Source organism: Pelodictyon luteolum DSM 273, from assembly GCF_000012485.1.
Lineage (GTDB): Bacteria > Bacteroidota > Chlorobiia > Chlorobiales > Chlorobiaceae > Chlorobium > Chlorobium luteolum.
On the sequence record NC_007512.1, the window covers coordinates 1,885,068 to 1,901,816 of the forward strand.

The following is a 16,749-nucleotide window of genomic DNA, read 5'->3' on the forward strand; positions in this document are numbered from 1 at the left end:
ACATGCCAAGAAAACTTGTGTTGTTTGACATAGACGGAACGCTGCTCAATGTAGGCCCCGTCAACCGTCGGGTCATTCAGGACGCACTTCTGGAGGTCTACGGAACCGAAGGAACCGCCGCCACCCACAGCTTCGCCGGCCGCATGGACAATGTCATCATCCATGAGGTGCTTGAGGACACGGGACTCACCCGAACCGAGATCGAGGCGAAGTTCGAACGTGCCAAACAGACCTACATCGATCTGTTCAGAAAGCGCGCAACCAAGGACGACATCACCCTCACTCTCGGCATCCACACCCTGCTTGAAAGACTGCAGGCACACTCCGGCATCATCGTCGGACTCCTTACCGGCAACTTCGAAGCCTCCGGCCGGCACAAGCTCCAGATTCCCGGCATCAACCATTTCTTCCCCTTCGGTGCTTTTGCCGATGACGCCCGTCACCGCAACGACCTGCCCGCCGTGGCTGTGGAGAAAGCCTGGCGCATCACCGGCAAGCGCTTCACGGGACAGGACGTCGTCGTCATCGGCGACACCGAACACGACATCAGCTGTGCCAGAGCCCACAACGCCCGCAGCGTTGCCGTGGCAACCGGCACATACTCCCTCGACCGTCTCAAAGGACACCGTCCTGACGTCCTTCTGGAAAACTTAAACGAGCCGGATGTTGTTATACGGGAGATACTTCGATCACCAACCACTTAACTGCTCTTTTATGAAGACCTACCGTAGACAGATCCGTGAAAAGATCCTGCAGGCGCTCTATACTCTGGAACTCCGTGAAACGGACATCGAATCTGCAGCGGGATGGCTCCTGACCCCTGAGATCCTTGAGGATCCTAACGCCATGAAGTTCTTCAACCTTCTGCTCAAAAGCATCAAGGACAATCGTGAGGAAATCGACCGATACATCGCGGCCCATACATTCAACTGGGACATGAGCCGCATCGCCATCATCGACAAGAACATCCTGCGCATGGCGCTTGCCGAGCTCCTCTACTGCGAAGACATTCCGCCGAAGGTCTCCATCAACGAAGCCATTGAGATCGCAAAGAAATTCAACAGCACCGACAAGAGCAGCAAGTTCGTCAACGGCATCCTTGACGCAATCTTCAACGAGCTGAAAACAGAAGGGAAGATCAAGAAGAACGGACGGGGCCTGATCAACCACTCTCCCGCAAAGGTGCAGAAAACCGAACCGGAATAAAAATCCTGGGGAGTGCCCATGCAGGCAGGCAGCCACCTCACCGAAGAGAACCGGATCATCGCCATCGGCGACGTACACGGCTGCATTCGAACACTGAAAGGGCTGCTCCATGATATCGGGCTCCAGCCCGAAGACCAGCTGGTGTTCCTCGGCGACATCATCGATCGCGGCCCGTCTTCAATGCAGACCGTAGAGTTCGTCCTTGAGCTGCGGGACTCGTTCAGCTGCCACTTCATTGCAGGCAATCACGAGCTCATGCTGCTCGATGCCCTTGATTCAGGCAAACCTGACGCCTGGATCAGGAACGGCGGCATGGAAACCCTTGACTCCTACGGAGGCATCCCTCCGATGGGGTTCCCCGAACCCCATCTGGACCTCTTCAGGGAGTGCCGGCCCTATCTGGAAACAGAGCACTGGTTTTTCGCCCACGGCGGTCTCGACCCCGATATCAGCATACGGGACGGCATACGCCTCCAGTCTCCGGAAGACTTCAGCTGGCAGCGCGCGCATATGCGGCGGGAATACCTTGAACGGAACGAGTACATCTGGGAAAAGACCCTCGTCTGCGGCCACACGCCGGTACCGGCCCCCGTCATGCTTGAACGGCTCATCGCCATCGACACCGGCTGCGTGCACCGGGAAAGGCCGCATCTCGGAACCCTCAGTGCCGTCATCCTCCCGGAACGGCGCATCGTCCAGCAGAAAAACATAGAGCCATATCCGTAACCCTCATCCCCATGAGCCAGACAGCAAAACAGAAAATCGAGTTCCTCCGTGAAGTGCTCGGAGCACGCTACCCCGACCCAAAAAGCGAACTGGTGTTCCATTCCCCCTTCCAGCTCCTCATCGCCACAATCCTGGCCGCCCAGTCAACCGACCGGCAGGTCAATATCATCACCGGAGAGCTCTTCAAGGCTGCCCCCGATGCAGAAAGCATGGCCGTCCTCGACCTTGAGGCAGTGACCGGATACGTCCGCACCATCAACTATTTCAACACCAAGGCAAAAAACATCCTCGCAGCGAGCAGGATACTCGCTGAAGAGTACAACGGCAAGGTGCCGGAAACACGCGAGGCACTCGAGCGGCTGCCGGGAGTGGGACGCAAGACCGCAAATGTAGTCCTGGCCGGAGCCTTCCGCCAGCCGGTCATGCCGGTCGACACCCATGTCCACCGCGTCTCGAACCGCATCGGCCTCTGCCGAACCAGGAACGTCGAAGAGACCGAAGCCGCTTTAATGAAAATCATCCCCGAAGAGTGGGTCGTCGACTTCCACCACTACCTGCTCCTGCATGGCCGCTACACCTGCAAGGCGAAAAAGCCGGCCTGTGCCGACTGCCCGGTCCGTGAAATATGCGCCTACCCGGAAAAGCAGTAAAAAGAAAGGCGCATGGTTCCCCCCCGGGGGGGAACCATGCGCATATGCATCCATCCGGCCCTTGCCCTGAAACGAAGGCCTACAGCAGCTCTATTTTTTTGTCCACAGCATAGAGCCATTCGCCTTCAGGACGCTTGCGGTTGCCGGCCCAGAGCTCAAGGGTGACCCCTTTGGTGGAGGGAATGGGAGAGGTGAAGATTTCAACCTGGTAGATGAACTCGTCGAGCAGGTCCGCCCATGCCTGTTGAAGGTCTGCCCCGCTGTATGCGCCGCAGGGCTGAATGCCATCGGGGCCGGACTGGAAATAGTCGGTAAGGTACACGAAGCTGTCGGGCATCAGGAAGCCGCCGCGGAAAGTGCCACGGGAGCGCTTCATGCCGGGCAGTTCAACCCAGAACTCAAGCAGTGACTCGCTGTCAAGCGTCCTGTCGGCAACGAACCGGTCTACAAGCTGATGGATGGTCCCTGCGATGAGTTCACGGTTCAGGGCGCTGAGTTCGTGCATGGCGAAGTTCGGCGTATGGTCTTGCATGGCGGAAGGAAGAAGTTTGGCGGTTTTGGCGGACGAAGACGATGCTGTTTGAAATATACAGCTATTTCAGCCCTGTTTCAACCTGACGCCCCCGAATGAGCCCGCGGCGCATGCCGCGGACAGCATTGGCCACAAAGATGGCATCGGCCTCCAGAAGGTCCCGGAGGGTGAGGCTCTGCTGCCTGATTTCGGGACGCGTACGCAGCATGTAGGCGCGGAAAACACCGTCGAGAATGCCGGCACTGAGGGGAGGGGTGAACAGGTTCCCCCCTTTCCGGATGAACACCGTACTCACGGCTCCCTCGGCCACTTCCAGTCGCTCGTTGAGAAACAGCACCTCATCGAACCCCTCATCGAGGGCAAGCCGGTACCGGCGGTCATAGAACTCCCGGAGGGTGGTCTTGTGGCGGAGAATCGGGTTCAGGGAGTCGATACGCTCTTCCGGAATGCACAGCCGGAGCGGGAGCATACCTTCATGCGGGGTAACCGGAACGGCAGCGGCGGAAAGTCCTCCCGTCGGGGAAAGATCGAGGCGGACCTTGAAGCGGGGTCCCGCAAGATGCAGTTCCCCTTCAAGCCGCCGCAGCGCTCTTCGTGCATCGGCCTCACTGAAGGGAATCCCGAAGACGACGGCAGAATCGCCGAGGCGACGGCAATGTTCGTCCAGCCAGACATACTCCCCGTTCCAGAGGATGCTCTCGAAAAGCCCGATCGAGGCAACGGGAGGAGCTCCGATAATGGCCGCCTTCAGGCGGCACTCCGCCAGCTCCCCGAGCGGCTTCGAGTCCCATACAATCCCTCCGCCGGCACCGTACACACCGGCACCGTCACTGAGTTCCACGGTCCTGATGGCGACGCTGAACACCATGTCCCGCCCGGGGGAGATCCAGCCGATGGTGCCCGTGTAGGCACCCCTCGGAGAGTCTTCGAGGCGTCCGATCAGCTGCATCGAGCTTAGCTTCGGCGCTCCGGTGATGGAGCCGCAGGGAAAAAGCGCTCGAAAGATATCGTAGAGGCCGGTTTCGGCCCTGAGCTCTCCGCCGATGCGCGAGACCATCTGGTGCAGGGTCGGCCAGGTTTTCATCGCAAAAAGCTCCTGCACCTTGACCGAGCCCGGCCGGCAGATACGGCCGAGGTCATTGCGCAGGAGATCAACAATCATGAGGTTCTCGGCCCGGTCCTTGCCTGAACCGGAAAGACTGCTCAAGAATGAACGATCCTCAACGGGTGAAGTGCCGCGGGGTGCGGTCCCTTTCATCGGCATGGTGTCGATTGCCGGGCCTCTCTTGCTGAAAAACAGTTCGGGGGAAAAGGAGAGGATGCTCCGGCCGGCGGCATTGATGCATGCACTGAAGGATGAGGGCTGCAGAAGACGCAGCCGGCTGTAGAGTGCGGAGGGTGTCAGGTCGGTGCGGAACCGGTAGCGGCCGGTGAAGTTGACCTGGTAGACGTTACCGGCGGCAATCTCCCGGCGGACGGCCTCGATTTTTCGGCTGTACTCCCCGTCCCTTACGCTGAAGGAGAGATCGTAGACTGCGGCATCCGGAACGCAGGAAGAATCGGGGAGATCTTGGGACAGATTCAGCGCCCCGGCCTCTTCGGCCGTGAACCGCTCCGGCGCACCGAACACCCCGAACCAGCCAATCGGTCTATCGTCATCACGGTCGGTGCCAGCCGGGAAGCACTCCGGCTCGAACCCCATCCCCGCCTCGTAGTCCAGCCATCCGGCAAGGTGGAACCCTCGCCCGAGCCACTCCTCCAGTCCGGCAAAAAAACGCCGGAGCCCGTCCGGCCGGTGCAGTACGACCTCCGCCACGGGATCGCTGAAGCGCATGGCATGGCACCCCTCATCCTGACAGAATGCCGATTCAAGCCAGATCGAACCCAGAGGACCGCCGCTGCCGGCCATGTCAGACCCGCTCGAATTGGATGGGGCGCAACAGAACGGTTTCAAGCCAGGACTTCAGCTGGTCGGCCGCCCATATTTCAATGTCGGGATCGAACTTCGTCGTGAGACGCAGCACCAGACGGGAGCCTTCGTCCACCGCCTCGATCGATTCGACGTTCCGCCGGTGCCCCCGCTCAAGGCCGTTGGCAATCCGGAGTATCCCCGACAAAACGTCCACCGCAGTGCGGTGTTTCGCCTTGAGGAAAGCATAGCCGGGGTGCTTGTCCGAAGGGGGAGATTTGCGGTGGTAACGGGCAACGTTGGCAATGATGGCGGTTTCAGAAGGAGAAAAGCCGCGGAGTTCTCCGTTGAGTATGATGTACTGCGAATGCTTGTGGTGCGAGGAAATGGAGATGAAGGTCCCGATGTTGTGCAGGAGGGCTGAGTATTCGAGAAGTTCGCGGTAATGGCCGTCGAGGCCGTGGAGCGGGGCGAGGCCGTCGAACATCTGCAGGCTGATGCGGGCGACCTGCTCCGAGTGCGCCTGGTTCCAGCCGCAGCGGAACCCGAGCTCTCTGGCGCTTTCCATGCGGATATCGAGCTCGGGGTCGGCACAGCGCCGGGGACGGGAGGGCGGACACTGCTGCAGATAGTGCAGCACCATCCCTTCGCGGAGCGAGGAGTCCGATACCACGATCTCCTGCAGGTTGAAGAGCCGGAAAATCATGTTGACGAGGATGAGGCCGGGGACGATGAGGTCCACCCGTTTCTCATCAAGACCGGTCATCTTCCTGCGCTCAACGGAGCCAAGCGGAATCACCGCCCGGTACAGCGCTTCGAACTCGGTGCGGGTAAAGCAGCTGCTGTTGAGCGAACCCTCGCTGTCTATGCCCTGCATCGAGCGGATCATGCGGGCGATGTTCTCGGCCGTGCCGGAAGATGCGATGGCCCGGTCAACCCCGATCGACTCGGCAGCCTCGACCGCAGAGACCATCTCCGCTGCAAAAAACTGTTCGAGCAGCTTGATTTCATGTGCAGTGACGGGGTCGTGGCCGATGAAGCGCTCGAGCATACGGGCAACGCCGATTTTGCGGCTCTCAAGCAGCCGCACACCCTGTTTGTTGGCGATGATGAACTCGACCGAACCACCCCCGATGTCGAACATGAGATCGTATCCCTCACCGAGGGCGACGGCGTTGCGGACCCCGTAGTAGATGAATTCAGCCTCTTCAAGGCCGGAGATCACCTTTACCTTGAGGCCGGTTTCATCGCGGACCCGCTGGAGGAAATCCTGCTGGTTTTTGGCCTCACGTATGGCGCTTGTGGCAAATGCAAGAATGTTTTCACGCTCCACGCCCTGCTGGGAGGCAAGGACAAGGAAGTTCTTCAGTGCGGCGATGCCCTCACGCATGGAGCCATCGTCGAGCATTTTCGTCGAAATGCTTCCGCGACCTATGCAGATCATATCCTTCACCCGGTCGATTTCAACAATCCCCTTTCCGGGACTGTCCTCGACAATGACCATGTGGAAAGAGTTCGTACCCAGGTCTATGGCAGCAACCCTCATGGCGTCGTCCTGCATACTGGTGGTAGGGATAGGAATTCAGGGAAGTGTGATCCTGCCCTCGGGGAAGGCGTGCCTGCAAGGTAGTGAATTTTAACAAAAAAGACGGGCGGGAGAGTTGGAAATTTCGATGTATATTCCGCCTCAGTTCCCCTTTCCGCTGTTCGTGGAAAGCAGCGTTTTCATGATCCAGAGAACCTCCCGTTTCAAATGGAACACAACGACCGCCTGGGCCTGCGCTATGAAGTCGCCCGGAAAGCCATCCATCTGTCCTCGCTGGCAATCGCCGTCATCTACTGCCACATCACGCGGGAACTGGCGCTCATGCTCCTCGTTCCCCTCTTTCTTGGATTCTTCGCCGTCGACCTCCTGAAAAACTTCAAAGGACCGGTTGCCGACTGGTACCACGGCACCTTCGGCTACATGCTCCGCGAGCATGAACTGGAAGGTGAGAAACCCCACATGAACGGGGCGACCTGCATCACTCTCTCGGCCCTCATCCTCGTCATCTTCTTTCCTAAAATCATCGCCATCACCGCATTTTCGATGGTGGCCGTATCCGACGCCATGGCCGCCCTCGTCGGCAAGACCATCGGCCGGCACCGGTTCGGGCACAAAAGCCTTGAAGGAAGCGGCGCGTTTTTCCTCTCAGCACTCGGCATCGTCGCCGTCGTCCCCAACATTGACCCGCTGGCGGGTGTCCTGATGGCCTTAGTCGGAACAGTTGCCGAAGCGTTTGTTGTCCGCATTGCCGGTTTCAGGATCGATGACAACCTGAGCATTCCGATCGTTGCCGCAGCGGCAGGCATGCTCTACTACACCATCTTCATCCCCGAAGCAATCGAGATCCTCTCCATCTGCCGATAGACGGACCAAGCACCCATGCAGACCTGCATCACCGATTCAGCCGAGGAAGCAGCCAGAATCCTCAACGCCGGAAAGATCGTCGCGTTCCCCACTGAAACCGTTTACGGGCTCGGAGCCGGCATCGATTTTCCCGAAGCGGTTGAAGGGTTGTTCCGGGCCAAAGGCCGCCCCTCCGACAACCCGCTCATCGTCCACGTCAGCAGTGTCGAACAGGTGGAGATGGCAGCAGCAAGGGTCACAACGGACGCACGGCGCCTGATGGAGCGCTTCTTCCCCGGCCCGCTCACCATCGTCTTCCCTAAAAGCCCGAGGGTGCCGCATTCGGTCACGGCAGGGCTCGAGACCGTCGGAATCCGCTGCCCCCGGCACCCCGTAGCCCGAGAGTTCCTCTCCCGCTGCTGCTGCCCTGTCGCAGCGCCTTCAGCAAACCGCTCGGGCCGCCCCAGCGCAACCACATGGCAGGCCGTCCAGGAAGATCTCGACGGCCGCATCGACGCCATCCTCAAGGGGGAAGCGAGCAGGATCGGCCTTGAATCGACAATCGTAGACTGCACCGGCCCGCACCCCGTCATGCTGAGAGCCGGAGCCGTCAGTCTGGAAGAACTGCAGAGCATTGTGCCCTCAACCACCGCCGCCCGCCCCTTAAGGGAGGGGGAAACCCCGAAAAGCCCTGGACTGAAATACCCCCACTACGCGCCGGAAGCCACAATCATCCCGATCGAAAAGGAGGAAACGCCCTCTCCAGAAGGACGCGCTGCTTACATCGGTACCGCGCCCGCGCCCAAAGGCATGGCATTCGTCGAGCAGTGCCCTGACCTTGAAGCATACGCCCGGAGCCTCTTCCACTTCTTCAGGGAGTGCGACCGCCGGGCAATCAGCACCATCTACTGCGAACTCCCCCCGACGGCCGGCATCGGCCGCGCCCTTCTTGACCGCATAAACCGTGCCGCCGGCCGCCCGTGATCAGAACGTCCACAGGCACCCGACATGCATCGAAGCCGGAGAGTCCGTGCTGCGCATGTCGGAACCGCTGCTGTAGACCTCCCTGTCGGTATACGTCGTAACCTCATATCGTGCTGCCAGCTTCAGGTTCTCGGCAGCTTTCCATGATGCAAGCAAAAACATCGACGTTCCCCGTCCATTGTATGCACCGAGGTCGAACTGCATCGGAAGGCCGTCCTCATATGCATAGATCTGCGCGTCGGAGCTGTCGGTATTGAACAGGGTTCCGCGCCACTTCAGGCTGAGCCTTCCGGTGGCATAGTTCAGCTGTTCATAGACCATCCATCCGTCATATGAGGGGCTCCCGGAGTAGTAGTCCCTGGTCACCCGCTTGAGTTCGCCGCGGGTACGGGTACTGAACCCTTTCAGCACTTTCAGGTCGCAGTCAAGCCTGATGCGATCAGTCTCGGAGATTACCTCCGTATAGACTTTGCTCTCATCATCGCAGTCCACAAAAACCCCGTCCACAAGCGGGCACTGCGTCACGGCCTCGCCCTTCCGCTTGTGCTGCAGCTGCATCGTCCACGACACTGAACGCGAAGCCTTCCACACCGTAAACAAACGCATATCCTGCCCCTCCGAAGGGTAGGGGTAGGAGGAGGAGCTGAGAAGCGGAAAACGGAACCAATCGAAGTACGCACCAACCTGGACCCGGCGGCTCAGCTTCGCATCGATGCCGACATAGTACCCCTCTTCGTTCGACGCATTTGAACCCCGTTCGGCAAACGCGCCGGCGAATGGCGAATAATAGCGGTCCCCGTAGTTGCGCACTGCCGCTACCGCATTCACCCCGTGCAGCGGCTCGTATGATACGCCGCCGATCCATGAGCCCGCTTCGGGCTTTTGGGAAAAGGCCGCTTCCATGAACATCCCGAGCTTTCCGGACGTGAGCGCCGCCTCAAAGCCCACGAGATCGCCTGAAGAGGCTCCGTCAGGAGAAAAGCCGGAGTCGACAAGCGACTCCAGCGGCTCGGAATACCGGTAGTGCACCATGCTTGCACCAATCCGCCCGTTCAGTCCGGGAGCGCTGAAGTTCCATAAAAGGTTGGCGCCAGAAGCCTCCTCCCGCACCCCGTCCTGACGGGAAATCTCCAGTTCCGTGCGGTGGTAGCCCGACTCGTCAAAACTGGTGATGAGCTCAAGGTCACTGACCCTTCCATCCACGCGGTTGGAGGCGGTGAACGCCGTAACCTCGAAATCACCGGGCCGGAGGGTTGCCGCCGCACCCTGCAGGAACCCGTACTCGGCGCTCGAACTATAGGGGGACAGTCGCCGGGAATGCAGCCGCACGCTTCCGGCAGGATCGGAGCCTTTTGAAAAATACCGGTTCTGGCCCATCAGAAGTCCTTCACCGAAATTGAGGGTGTAGTTGCCGACAACGGCGCTTTTGACGATGCCGATGTCGTATGCATTGAGGCTGAAGGAGGTGAAGTCGTCCAGATCCGGCTCCCCCACGTCCTTTTCCTGAACCACGCTAGCCTTCAGGTGCGGGATGGCAAGCTGAAAGCGATTGTACAGTTTATAATTGTCGCCCTCATAAGCACCGGTCGTGATGCCCTGCCGCTCGGGCATTTCAGTATAGTAGCGACTGTAGAAGGATCCTTCGATCTGGTCGCGGAGAGCCTCCCGACGCAGCATGAGGTCCTTTTCAAAGACAATGTAGGGGATCGTCCGCGCGGCCTTCTCCCTGCCGACGAGGGCAGCGAGGTCCGCTTCGTTGCGGATGGGAGTCCTGCGGCGAGCGGAAAGAATAGCCTGGGCGTCGGTGTTAGTCAGCCAGGGCAGCTGGAGCAGGTCTTCGGCAGTGGCTTCATTCAACGGGATCTTCTGCCGCTTGAGATCGGCAAGGTCTTCAAGGAGGGGTTCAAGGTTGCCCTCTGGTTCGAGGGCACCGAAGACGGACTCGAGCTCGCCCGAATCAGCGGCTTCGGCGGCTTCGGCTGCCTCAGGCGGCCGGGCCAGAAGCACGATGAAAAGATAGCCGGCCATCACCCGCATGGCGTGACCGTTTTCCCTGTTGTGAAAAAGTCTCATTGCCATGGGGGTTAGTCCTGCGTGAGAAAAAATCTCAGGGGCTTCCGGCCAGATGGCGAAGCTGCTGCACCTCTGTGCGCGTAAGATGGCGCCACTGGCCGCGGCGGAGGTCACCGACCGTGAGACCTGCATAGGTCGGCCGATCAAGCCGCGTTACTTCAAAGCCGAGTGTCTTGAACATCCTGCGAACCTGATGGTTCTTTCCTTCATGTATGCTGATCCAGACCTGTGAGCCGTCTCCCATGATCTTGGCTTGGCACGGACTGACCTTCTCCCCGGTATCGCTCAGGCGCATGCCGCCCGTGAGGAGAGGAAGAGACGCCTGCGGGAACGGTGCGTCCAATACTGCAATGTACTCTTTTTTCACATTTGAAGAAGGGTGCATGAGTTTATTTGCCAGCATCCCGTCATTGGTGAGGAGAAGCACGCCGGTGGTCTTGCGGTCGAGACGGCCGACCGGATAGACCCGCTCGTTGACGTCGATGAAATCGAGCACCATCTCACGGTTCCGCTCATCACTGCTGGTGGTGATGACGTTGCGGGGCTTGTTGAAAAGGATGTATATCTTCCTGCCCTCAGGCTGGGCGAATTTCGATCCGTCGACAATCACCTCGTCCTTTCCCGGCACCACCTTCACGCCGGGCTCACTGGCAAGGACGCCGTTGATGGTAACCCGGCCCTCGAGAACCATCTGGTCTGCGGCCCTGCGCGAGGCAATGCCGCACATGGCCAGATACCGGTTGATCCTTACCGCCTCATTCTGTTTCTTCTCCACGTTGCTCCCCATCGGTTATTTCCTGTTCTCCGCCATCAAAGGGTTCCCCTCCGCTGTCCGGCTGTGTTAGATATTCCTGTTCCTCGTGTTCGCGGAGGATCTCCTTGATCTCGCGAAGTTTCGGCAGGTCTTTTGCTGATGAAAGATGAAACAGGTCGAGGAACTCTTTCGTGGTTCCATACTGCAGGGGCTTGCCGGGGGAATCGGCACGGCCCCGCACTTCGATGAGCTCGCGCTCCAGAAGGCGGTCTATGGCATAATCGGGGCTCACCCCCCGGATCTCCTGTATGGAGCTTTTTGTCACCGGCTGGTGGTAGGCGATGACGGAGAGCACTTCGAGAATGGAACGCGACAGACGGCGCCGGATTTTTGGCGACTCAAGCTTCCTCAGCAACTCCGCATACTCCTCCCTCGAAAGGAACCGGTAGCCGCCGGCGAGCCGGTGGATATGGAAGGTTCGCCCCGTTTCCAGATACTCGGCATTCAGCCGCTCAATGATCTCCTGCAGCTCGCCCGAGTCGAGGGAGGTACCGGTCACCTGCCGTATGGTCTGCAGGGTCACCGCCTCCTCGGAGGCGAAGATCACCGCTTCGATCTGTTGCTGCAACGCGAGTTCCTGCATCTCTCTCGGGGGGAATGCTTCGGTTGGGGGAACGGCTGCGGAACTACCTCTTGCGGGCCGTCGAAAAGTTGTGGTCGAGGCAGATGCCCTCTTCGAAATTATACCAGAGTTCCTGGCACGGGAAATTGCACTCGTAAAAGGCTTTTCCGATAATGACCGAATCGACTCCGCAGTACTGCAGACCGGCAAGGCGCCGGAGGTCCTCGGAATTGGTCACGCCGCCCGAGGCAGTCACCTTCATGCCTGCCAGTTCGGCAAAGCGCCTGGTGGTCTCGTAACCGACACCCTGGAGCATACCGTCGCGCGTGATGTCGGTGTAGATGATGCGCTCGATGCCCATGTCCTTCATCCTCTGGGCCAGCTCGAAGTCCTTCAGATTGGCGCTCTCGGTCCAACCCTTGATCTTCGGCACGCCGTTCACGGCATCGATGCCGACAACGATCTTCGATGCGCGCCAGGTTTTCATGAGTTCGCGAACCAGTTCGGGGTTCGTCACAGCCGCAGAGCCGATGACTACCCGTCCGACCCCCATATCGAGGTAGCGCTTCACATCATCGGCAGAACGTATGCCGCCGCCGACCTGGACGGGAATATCGAGTTCTTCGACAATCTGGCGGATGCGTTCAAAATTGACCATCTCGCCTGTCAGGGCAGCGTCGAGGTCGACGATATGGAGCATCTTGGCGTTCTGCTTGCGCCAGATGATGGCCATGTCAAGCGGATTGTCAAGGTAGATCTTCTGCTGGCTGAAATCGCCTCTCGTCAGCCTGACGCACTTTCCGTCCTTTATGTCTATAGCGGGAATAATCAGCATGGCGGGTCGCAGCAATACATAGGTTAAAAAGGGGAGCAGATGCTAGCACTCCGCGAAATTCCGAAGCACCTGCAAACCAGCTTCGGAGCTCTTTTCGGGGTGAAACTGCACCGCAAAAATACCATTTTTTTCAATGGCTGAACAAAAGTTTTTTCCCGCGAACCAGGTCGTCGAGGCAATGCTCGAGGCCTCCAGAGGATCGCAGTAGTATGAGTGTACGAAATAGAAGAAGGAGTGGTCCGCAATGCCCCGGAAGAGGACGCTCTCCTGCTTGAGGTCGATGGAGTTCCATCCGATCTGGGGAATCTTGTCAGAGTCGCTCTGGAAATGGCGGACACTGCCCGGAATGAGACCGAGGCCGCGGTGCGAACCCATCTCTTCGCTATCGGAGAGCATGAGCTGCATACCGAGGCAGATGCCGAAAAGATGGCCGCCTTTGTCAACATGCTCAGAAAGGGCATCAGTGAACCCCAGACGGTCGAGCGCCTCGATGGCCTGACCAAATGCACCGACACCCGGAAGCACGACCTTTCTGCAGCCGGCCATTTTGGCGGGATCGCTGCTGACGGTTGCCGGAATGCCGAGATAATCGAAGGCCTTCTGCACCGAACGGAGGTTACCGGCGCCGTAATCAGCTATAAACACCATGTGCACGCGATCCCCGGGAAGGGCGGCAGGAGCCGCTGTCCAACCCCATTTTTTAATTCAATTTTTAATCCGTATTATGTTAGCTTTTGCGCCCCGCCGAAAAAAAGTACCGGACTCCATAAACCCATACGAAACCGACGAACCAATGTATAGAATTGTTTCCTCAATTTTCTTAGCTGAAAATATCAAAAAATTGGAAATTGAGGCGCCGAGGATCGCCAAAAAGAGAAAAGCCGGTCAGTTTATTATGTTGCGCGTCACCTCGCATGGAGAACGGGTCCCCTTGACCATTGCCGGTTCAGACCCCGAAAAGGGCACCATCACCCTCATCGTCCAGGGAATGGGGAAGTCCACCAGGGAACTCAATATGCTGGAGGCCGGAAAATCGATCGCTGACATCGTCGGTCCCCTCGGCACACCGTCTCACATTGAGAACTTCGGAACGGCAGTCAGCATCGGAGGCGGCGTCGGCACCGCCATTGCCTACCCGACCGCAGTCGCCCTCAAAGAGGCGGGCAACCACGTCATCACGATCAACGGAGCCCGTTCGAAAGATCTCGTCATCCTCGAAAATGAGATGAAGGAAGTCTCGGACGAAGCCTACATCACCACCGATGACGGCTCGTACGGCTTCCACGGCTTCGTCACCCAGAAACTGCAGGAGCTCATCGACTCCGGCCGCAAGATCGACTATGTACTTGCCATCGGCCCCATCCCGATGATGAAGGCCATAGCCGAAGTTACCCGCCCTTACGGCATAAAGACCGTTGTCAGCCTCAACCCCATCATGGTCGACGGCACCGGCATGTGCGGCGGCTGCAGGGTCACGGTAAAGGATGAGATCAAGTTCGCCTGCGTCGACGGACCGGAGTTCGATGCCCATGAGGTTGACTTCACCAACCTCGCCGACCGCAACAGAATCTACCTCTCTGAAGAGAAAGAGTCGGCTGAAGGCACAAGCCACCGCTGCCATCTGCACATGGATAAGTAACCCGGACGGCAATAACGGCAGAGCGCTCAATCATTTTCCAACAGAACACACCTATGGACGCAAAACATATCACGAACAAAGAACGCCTGGCCATTCCCCGCCAGCCGATGCCGGCGCAGGACCCCAAGGTCCGTAGCACCAACTTTCGCGAAGTCAACCTCGGCTACACCCCTGAACTTGCCCAGCAGGAAGCGCTCCGCTGCATCCAGTGCAAGGACCCCGTCTGCATCCAGGGATGCCCGGTGAACATCAAGATCGACGAATTCATACAGCTGGTCGCCGACGGCGACTTCCTTGGTGCAGCCAGAAAAGTCAAAGAAGACAACGTCCTTCCCGCCGTCTGCGGCAGGGTCTGCCCGCAGGAGGACCAGTGCGAAAAGGCCTGCGTCATCGGCAAGAAACACGCGCCTGTTGCCATCGGCAACCTCGAGCGCTTCGTCGCCGACTGGGAGCGGGAGCACGGTGAACCGGATCTTCCCGCCATCAAGGCACCGACAGGCAAGAAAGTCGCCGTCATCGGCAGCGGCCCTGCAGGACTTTCCTGCGCAAACGACCTGATCCGCCAGGGCCACCGGGTGGTGGTGTTCGAAGCGCTCCACGAACTCGGCGGCGTGCTCATGTACGGCGTCCCTGAGTTCCGCCTTCCCAAAGAAATCGTGAAAACGGAAATTGAGGGGCTCAAGAAAATGGGCGTGGAATTCCAGACCGACGTGGTTGTCGGCCGTTCAGTCACCATCGACGAACTGATTGAGGAAGAGGGCTTCGATGCCGTCTTCATCGGCGTCGGCGCAGGACTTCCCTGGTTCATGGGCATCCCCGGCGAAAACCTCGTCGGCGTGCTTGCGGCCAATGAGTTCCTCACCCGCGTCAACCTCATGAAGGCCTATGACTTCCCCGCCGGCAGCGACACTCCGGTGTTCGACTGCAGGGGCAAGAACGTCGCAGTCTTCGGCGGAGGCAACACCGCGATGGACGCGGTCCGCACCGCAAAAAGGCTCGGAGCCGAACACGCCTACATCGTCTACCGCCGTTCGGAAGCCGAGATGCCTGCGCGGGTCGAGGAGATCCACCATGCGAAGGAAGAGGGCATCGAGTTCCTCCTTCTCATGAACCCGCTTGAGTTCCTCGGCAACGACCGCCACTGGCTGACCGGCGTGAAATGCATCAAGATGGAGCTCGGCGAACCCGATGATTCCGGCCGCCGCCGCCCCGTTCCTGTAGAGGGCTCCGAGTTCGTCCTTCCGCTCGACATGGCAGTCATCTCCATCGGCAACGGCTCGAACCCGCTCATCAAGCAGACCACTCCCGACATCGAGGTCAGCAAGCGCGACACCATCATCGTCGACATCAACACCATGGCGACCTCAAAAGAGAACGTCTATGCCGGCGGCGACATCGTCACCGGCGGCGCCACCGTCATCCTCGCCATGGGCGCAGGGCGTACGGCTGCCAAAGCTATCCACGATAAGCTCATGGGTACGGAAGTAAACCACAACGAGTGGTAACCCACCCAGATCAGACGTTTCCGAGAAGCATACTCCAGAGAGCCAGCGTCACAAAGGAAAAAATGATGCCAAGAGCAACCATCAACCCGGCAAGCGGCGGGTTGATGTCATGCTCTGCGGCAATGATGCCAGCGGTTATCATCGGCGGCATCGCTGCTTCGAACAGCATCACCTCCACCCCCGGACCGCGCACCCCGACAATCCCCAGATAGAACACTGCGAGCACAAGCGGCGCAAGCACCAGCTTGAAGCCGAGGCCGAGCGAGAGGTTCCGCCCGTTTCCCTCGAGATGACCGGGACGGAACGCAAACCCTACCGAAAAAAGCGCCAGCGGCGCAAGCGTGTCGCCAAGGCGGCCGAGCACGGCAACCAGCCATGCCGGATAGACAACGGGCATGAGGAAGAGCGCCAGAAGGAGCGCGATGAACGGCGGAAAGATGATGATGCGCTTCAGGATGGCCGGAATTGAAGGGCGCCCCTCTGAATAGATGCCGGCAACCGTGATGCCGAGGGTCGAGAGCACCATGAACGAACCAAGCTGGTCGACGATGATGCCGTGGGCAATGCCTTCACGTCCGTAGAATGCCTCGATCATCGGAAGGCCCAGAAACGAGGTATTGCCGAGCCCGCCGGTCAGGATGAGGGCGCCGACCGTTTTCCGGGGTAGGCGGAGTGCTTTGCCGGCAACGAGAAAAAACGCCGCTGCGAGCATGAAATGCAGCCATGGCATCGAGGCCAGAACGGCGACATCCCCCGTAAGCCGGAGGTCGTGCACATAGAGCAGGGTCAGCGCCGGAAGCGACACATGGATGATGAAGCTGTTGAAGACGGAGGAAGTATCGGCAGGCATGCGGCCGAGCTTTCTGGCGGCTATGCCCAGAAGGAAGCAGATGATGATGAGCGTCAGGTTATGCAACGGGCTCGC

General features: G+C 59.1%; 17 protein-coding genes. 8 read left to right on the top strand and 9 right to left on the bottom strand.

The genetic code is table 11. The annotated features are described in order from the left end of the window. The first annotated feature begins 2 nt into the window (after positions 1 to 2). From PLUT_RS08670 to nth, 4 genes are read left to right on the top strand one after another with little or no spacing between them, the layout of a single operon-like run. Entirely contained in the window at positions 3 to 704 is a 702-nt protein-coding gene (locus PLUT_RS08670; protein ID WP_011358404.1) for an HAD family hydrolase, read from the top strand. 10 nt (positions 705 to 714) lie between these two features. Continuing rightward, on the top strand, positions 715 to 1,206 hold the full coding sequence (gene nusB, locus PLUT_RS08675; RefSeq protein ID WP_011358405.1) for a transcription antitermination factor NusB: 492 nt from the start codon (positions 715 to 717) through the stop codon (positions 1,204 to 1,206). Between the two features lie 18 nt (positions 1,207 to 1,224). Next, positions 1,225 to 1,932: a metallophosphoesterase family protein gene (locus PLUT_RS08680; RefSeq protein WP_011358406.1), complete on the top strand. Its 708-nt coding sequence runs from the start codon at positions 1,225 to 1,227 to the stop codon at positions 1,930 to 1,932. Between the two features lie 11 nt (positions 1,933 to 1,943). After that, positions 1,944 to 2,582: an endonuclease III gene (gene nth / locus PLUT_RS08685; RefSeq protein WP_011358407.1), complete on the top strand. Its 639-nt coding sequence runs from the start codon at positions 1,944 to 1,946 to the stop codon at positions 2,580 to 2,582. Positions 2,583 to 2,661: 79 nt separating this feature from the next. On the opposite strand, the gene PLUT_RS08690 is transcribed toward nth, so the two are convergent. The 3 genes from PLUT_RS08690 to PLUT_RS08700 all read right to left on the bottom strand — a co-directional run bounded on the left by PLUT_RS08690 (position 2,662) and on the right by PLUT_RS08700 (position 6,584). After that, positions 2,662 to 3,114: a hypothetical protein gene (locus PLUT_RS08690; RefSeq protein ID WP_011358408.1), complete on the bottom strand. Its 453-nt coding sequence runs from the start codon at positions 3,112 to 3,114 to the stop codon at positions 2,662 to 2,664. A 61-nt stretch (positions 3,115 to 3,175) separates the two neighbouring features. Further along, complete coding sequence (gene pabB, locus PLUT_RS08695) at positions 3,176 to 5,023, bottom strand: aminodeoxychorismate synthase component I (protein WP_011358409.1); 1,848 nt, start codon at positions 5,021 to 5,023, stop codon at positions 3,176 to 3,178. A 1-nt stretch (position 5,024) separates the two neighbouring features. Further along, positions 5,025 to 6,584 carry a Ppx/GppA phosphatase family protein gene (locus PLUT_RS08700; protein ID WP_041463896.1) on the bottom strand — a complete coding sequence of 520 codons (1,560 nt, stop codon included), beginning with the start codon at positions 6,582 to 6,584 and terminating at the stop codon, positions 5,025 to 5,027. A gap of 192 nt (positions 6,585 to 6,776) precedes the next feature. Between PLUT_RS08700 and PLUT_RS08705 the strand changes: the two genes are divergently transcribed. Both PLUT_RS08705 and PLUT_RS08710 read left to right on the top strand, forming a co-directional pair. Then, the gene (locus PLUT_RS08705) at positions 6,777 to 7,433 is read left to right on the top strand and encodes a diacylglycerol/polyprenol kinase family protein (protein WP_011358411.1); all 657 of its coding nucleotides are present in this window, start codon (positions 6,777 to 6,779) and stop codon (positions 7,431 to 7,433) included. A gap of 15 nt (positions 7,434 to 7,448) precedes the next feature. After that, positions 7,449 to 8,396: an L-threonylcarbamoyladenylate synthase gene (locus PLUT_RS08710; protein ID WP_011358412.1), complete on the top strand. Its 948-nt coding sequence runs from the start codon at positions 7,449 to 7,451 to the stop codon at positions 8,394 to 8,396. On the opposite strand, the gene PLUT_RS08715 is transcribed toward PLUT_RS08710, so the two are convergent. From PLUT_RS08715 to hisH, 5 genes are read right to left on the bottom strand one after another with little or no spacing between them, the layout of a single operon-like run. After that, positions 8,397 to 10,475, bottom strand: coding sequence for a hypothetical protein (locus tag PLUT_RS08715; RefSeq protein WP_011358413.1), 2,079 nt, complete (start codon positions 10,473 to 10,475; stop codon positions 8,397 to 8,399). 28 nt (positions 10,476 to 10,503) lie between these two features. Next, positions 10,504 to 11,256 (bottom strand): pseudouridine synthase, encoded by a 753-nt coding sequence (locus PLUT_RS08720; RefSeq protein ID WP_011358414.1) that lies wholly within the window; start codon positions 11,254 to 11,256, stop codon positions 10,504 to 10,506. After that, entirely contained in the window at positions 11,225 to 11,866 is a 642-nt protein-coding gene (scpB, locus tag PLUT_RS08725) for an SMC-Scp complex subunit ScpB (protein WP_011358415.1), read from the bottom strand. The genes PLUT_RS08720 and scpB overlap by 32 nt, the downstream gene beginning before the upstream one ends. A gap of 43 nt (positions 11,867 to 11,909) precedes the next feature. Then, entirely contained in the window at positions 11,910 to 12,680 is a 771-nt protein-coding gene (gene hisA / locus PLUT_RS08730; protein WP_011358416.1) for a 1-(5-phosphoribosyl)-5-[(5-phosphoribosylamino)methylideneamino]imidazole-4-carboxamide isomerase, read from the bottom strand. A gap of 42 nt (positions 12,681 to 12,722) precedes the next feature. Beyond that, entirely contained in the window at positions 12,723 to 13,328 is a 606-nt protein-coding gene (gene hisH / locus PLUT_RS08735) for an imidazole glycerol phosphate synthase subunit HisH (protein WP_011358417.1), read from the bottom strand. A gap of 145 nt (positions 13,329 to 13,473) precedes the next feature. On the opposite strand from hisH, the gene PLUT_RS08740 reads away from it, so the two are divergent. Both PLUT_RS08740 and gltA read left to right on the top strand, forming a co-directional pair. Next, on the top strand, positions 13,474 to 14,319 hold the full coding sequence (locus PLUT_RS08740) for a sulfide/dihydroorotate dehydrogenase-like FAD/NAD-binding protein (RefSeq protein WP_011358418.1): 846 nt from the start codon (positions 13,474 to 13,476) through the stop codon (positions 14,317 to 14,319). Between the two features lie 53 nt (positions 14,320 to 14,372). Continuing rightward, the gene (gene gltA, locus PLUT_RS08745; RefSeq protein WP_011358419.1) at positions 14,373 to 15,824 is read left to right on the top strand and encodes an NADPH-dependent glutamate synthase; all 1,452 of its coding nucleotides are present in this window, start codon (positions 14,373 to 14,375) and stop codon (positions 15,822 to 15,824) included. 10 nt (positions 15,825 to 15,834) lie between these two features. Here the strand turns inward: gltA and PLUT_RS08750 are convergent, their stop codons facing one another. Further along, a complete protein-coding gene (locus PLUT_RS08750; protein ID WP_011358420.1) occupies positions 15,835 to 16,740 on the bottom strand; it encodes an AEC family transporter in 906 nt (301 codons plus the stop codon). Positions 16,741 to 16,749: the final 9 nt, after the last annotated feature.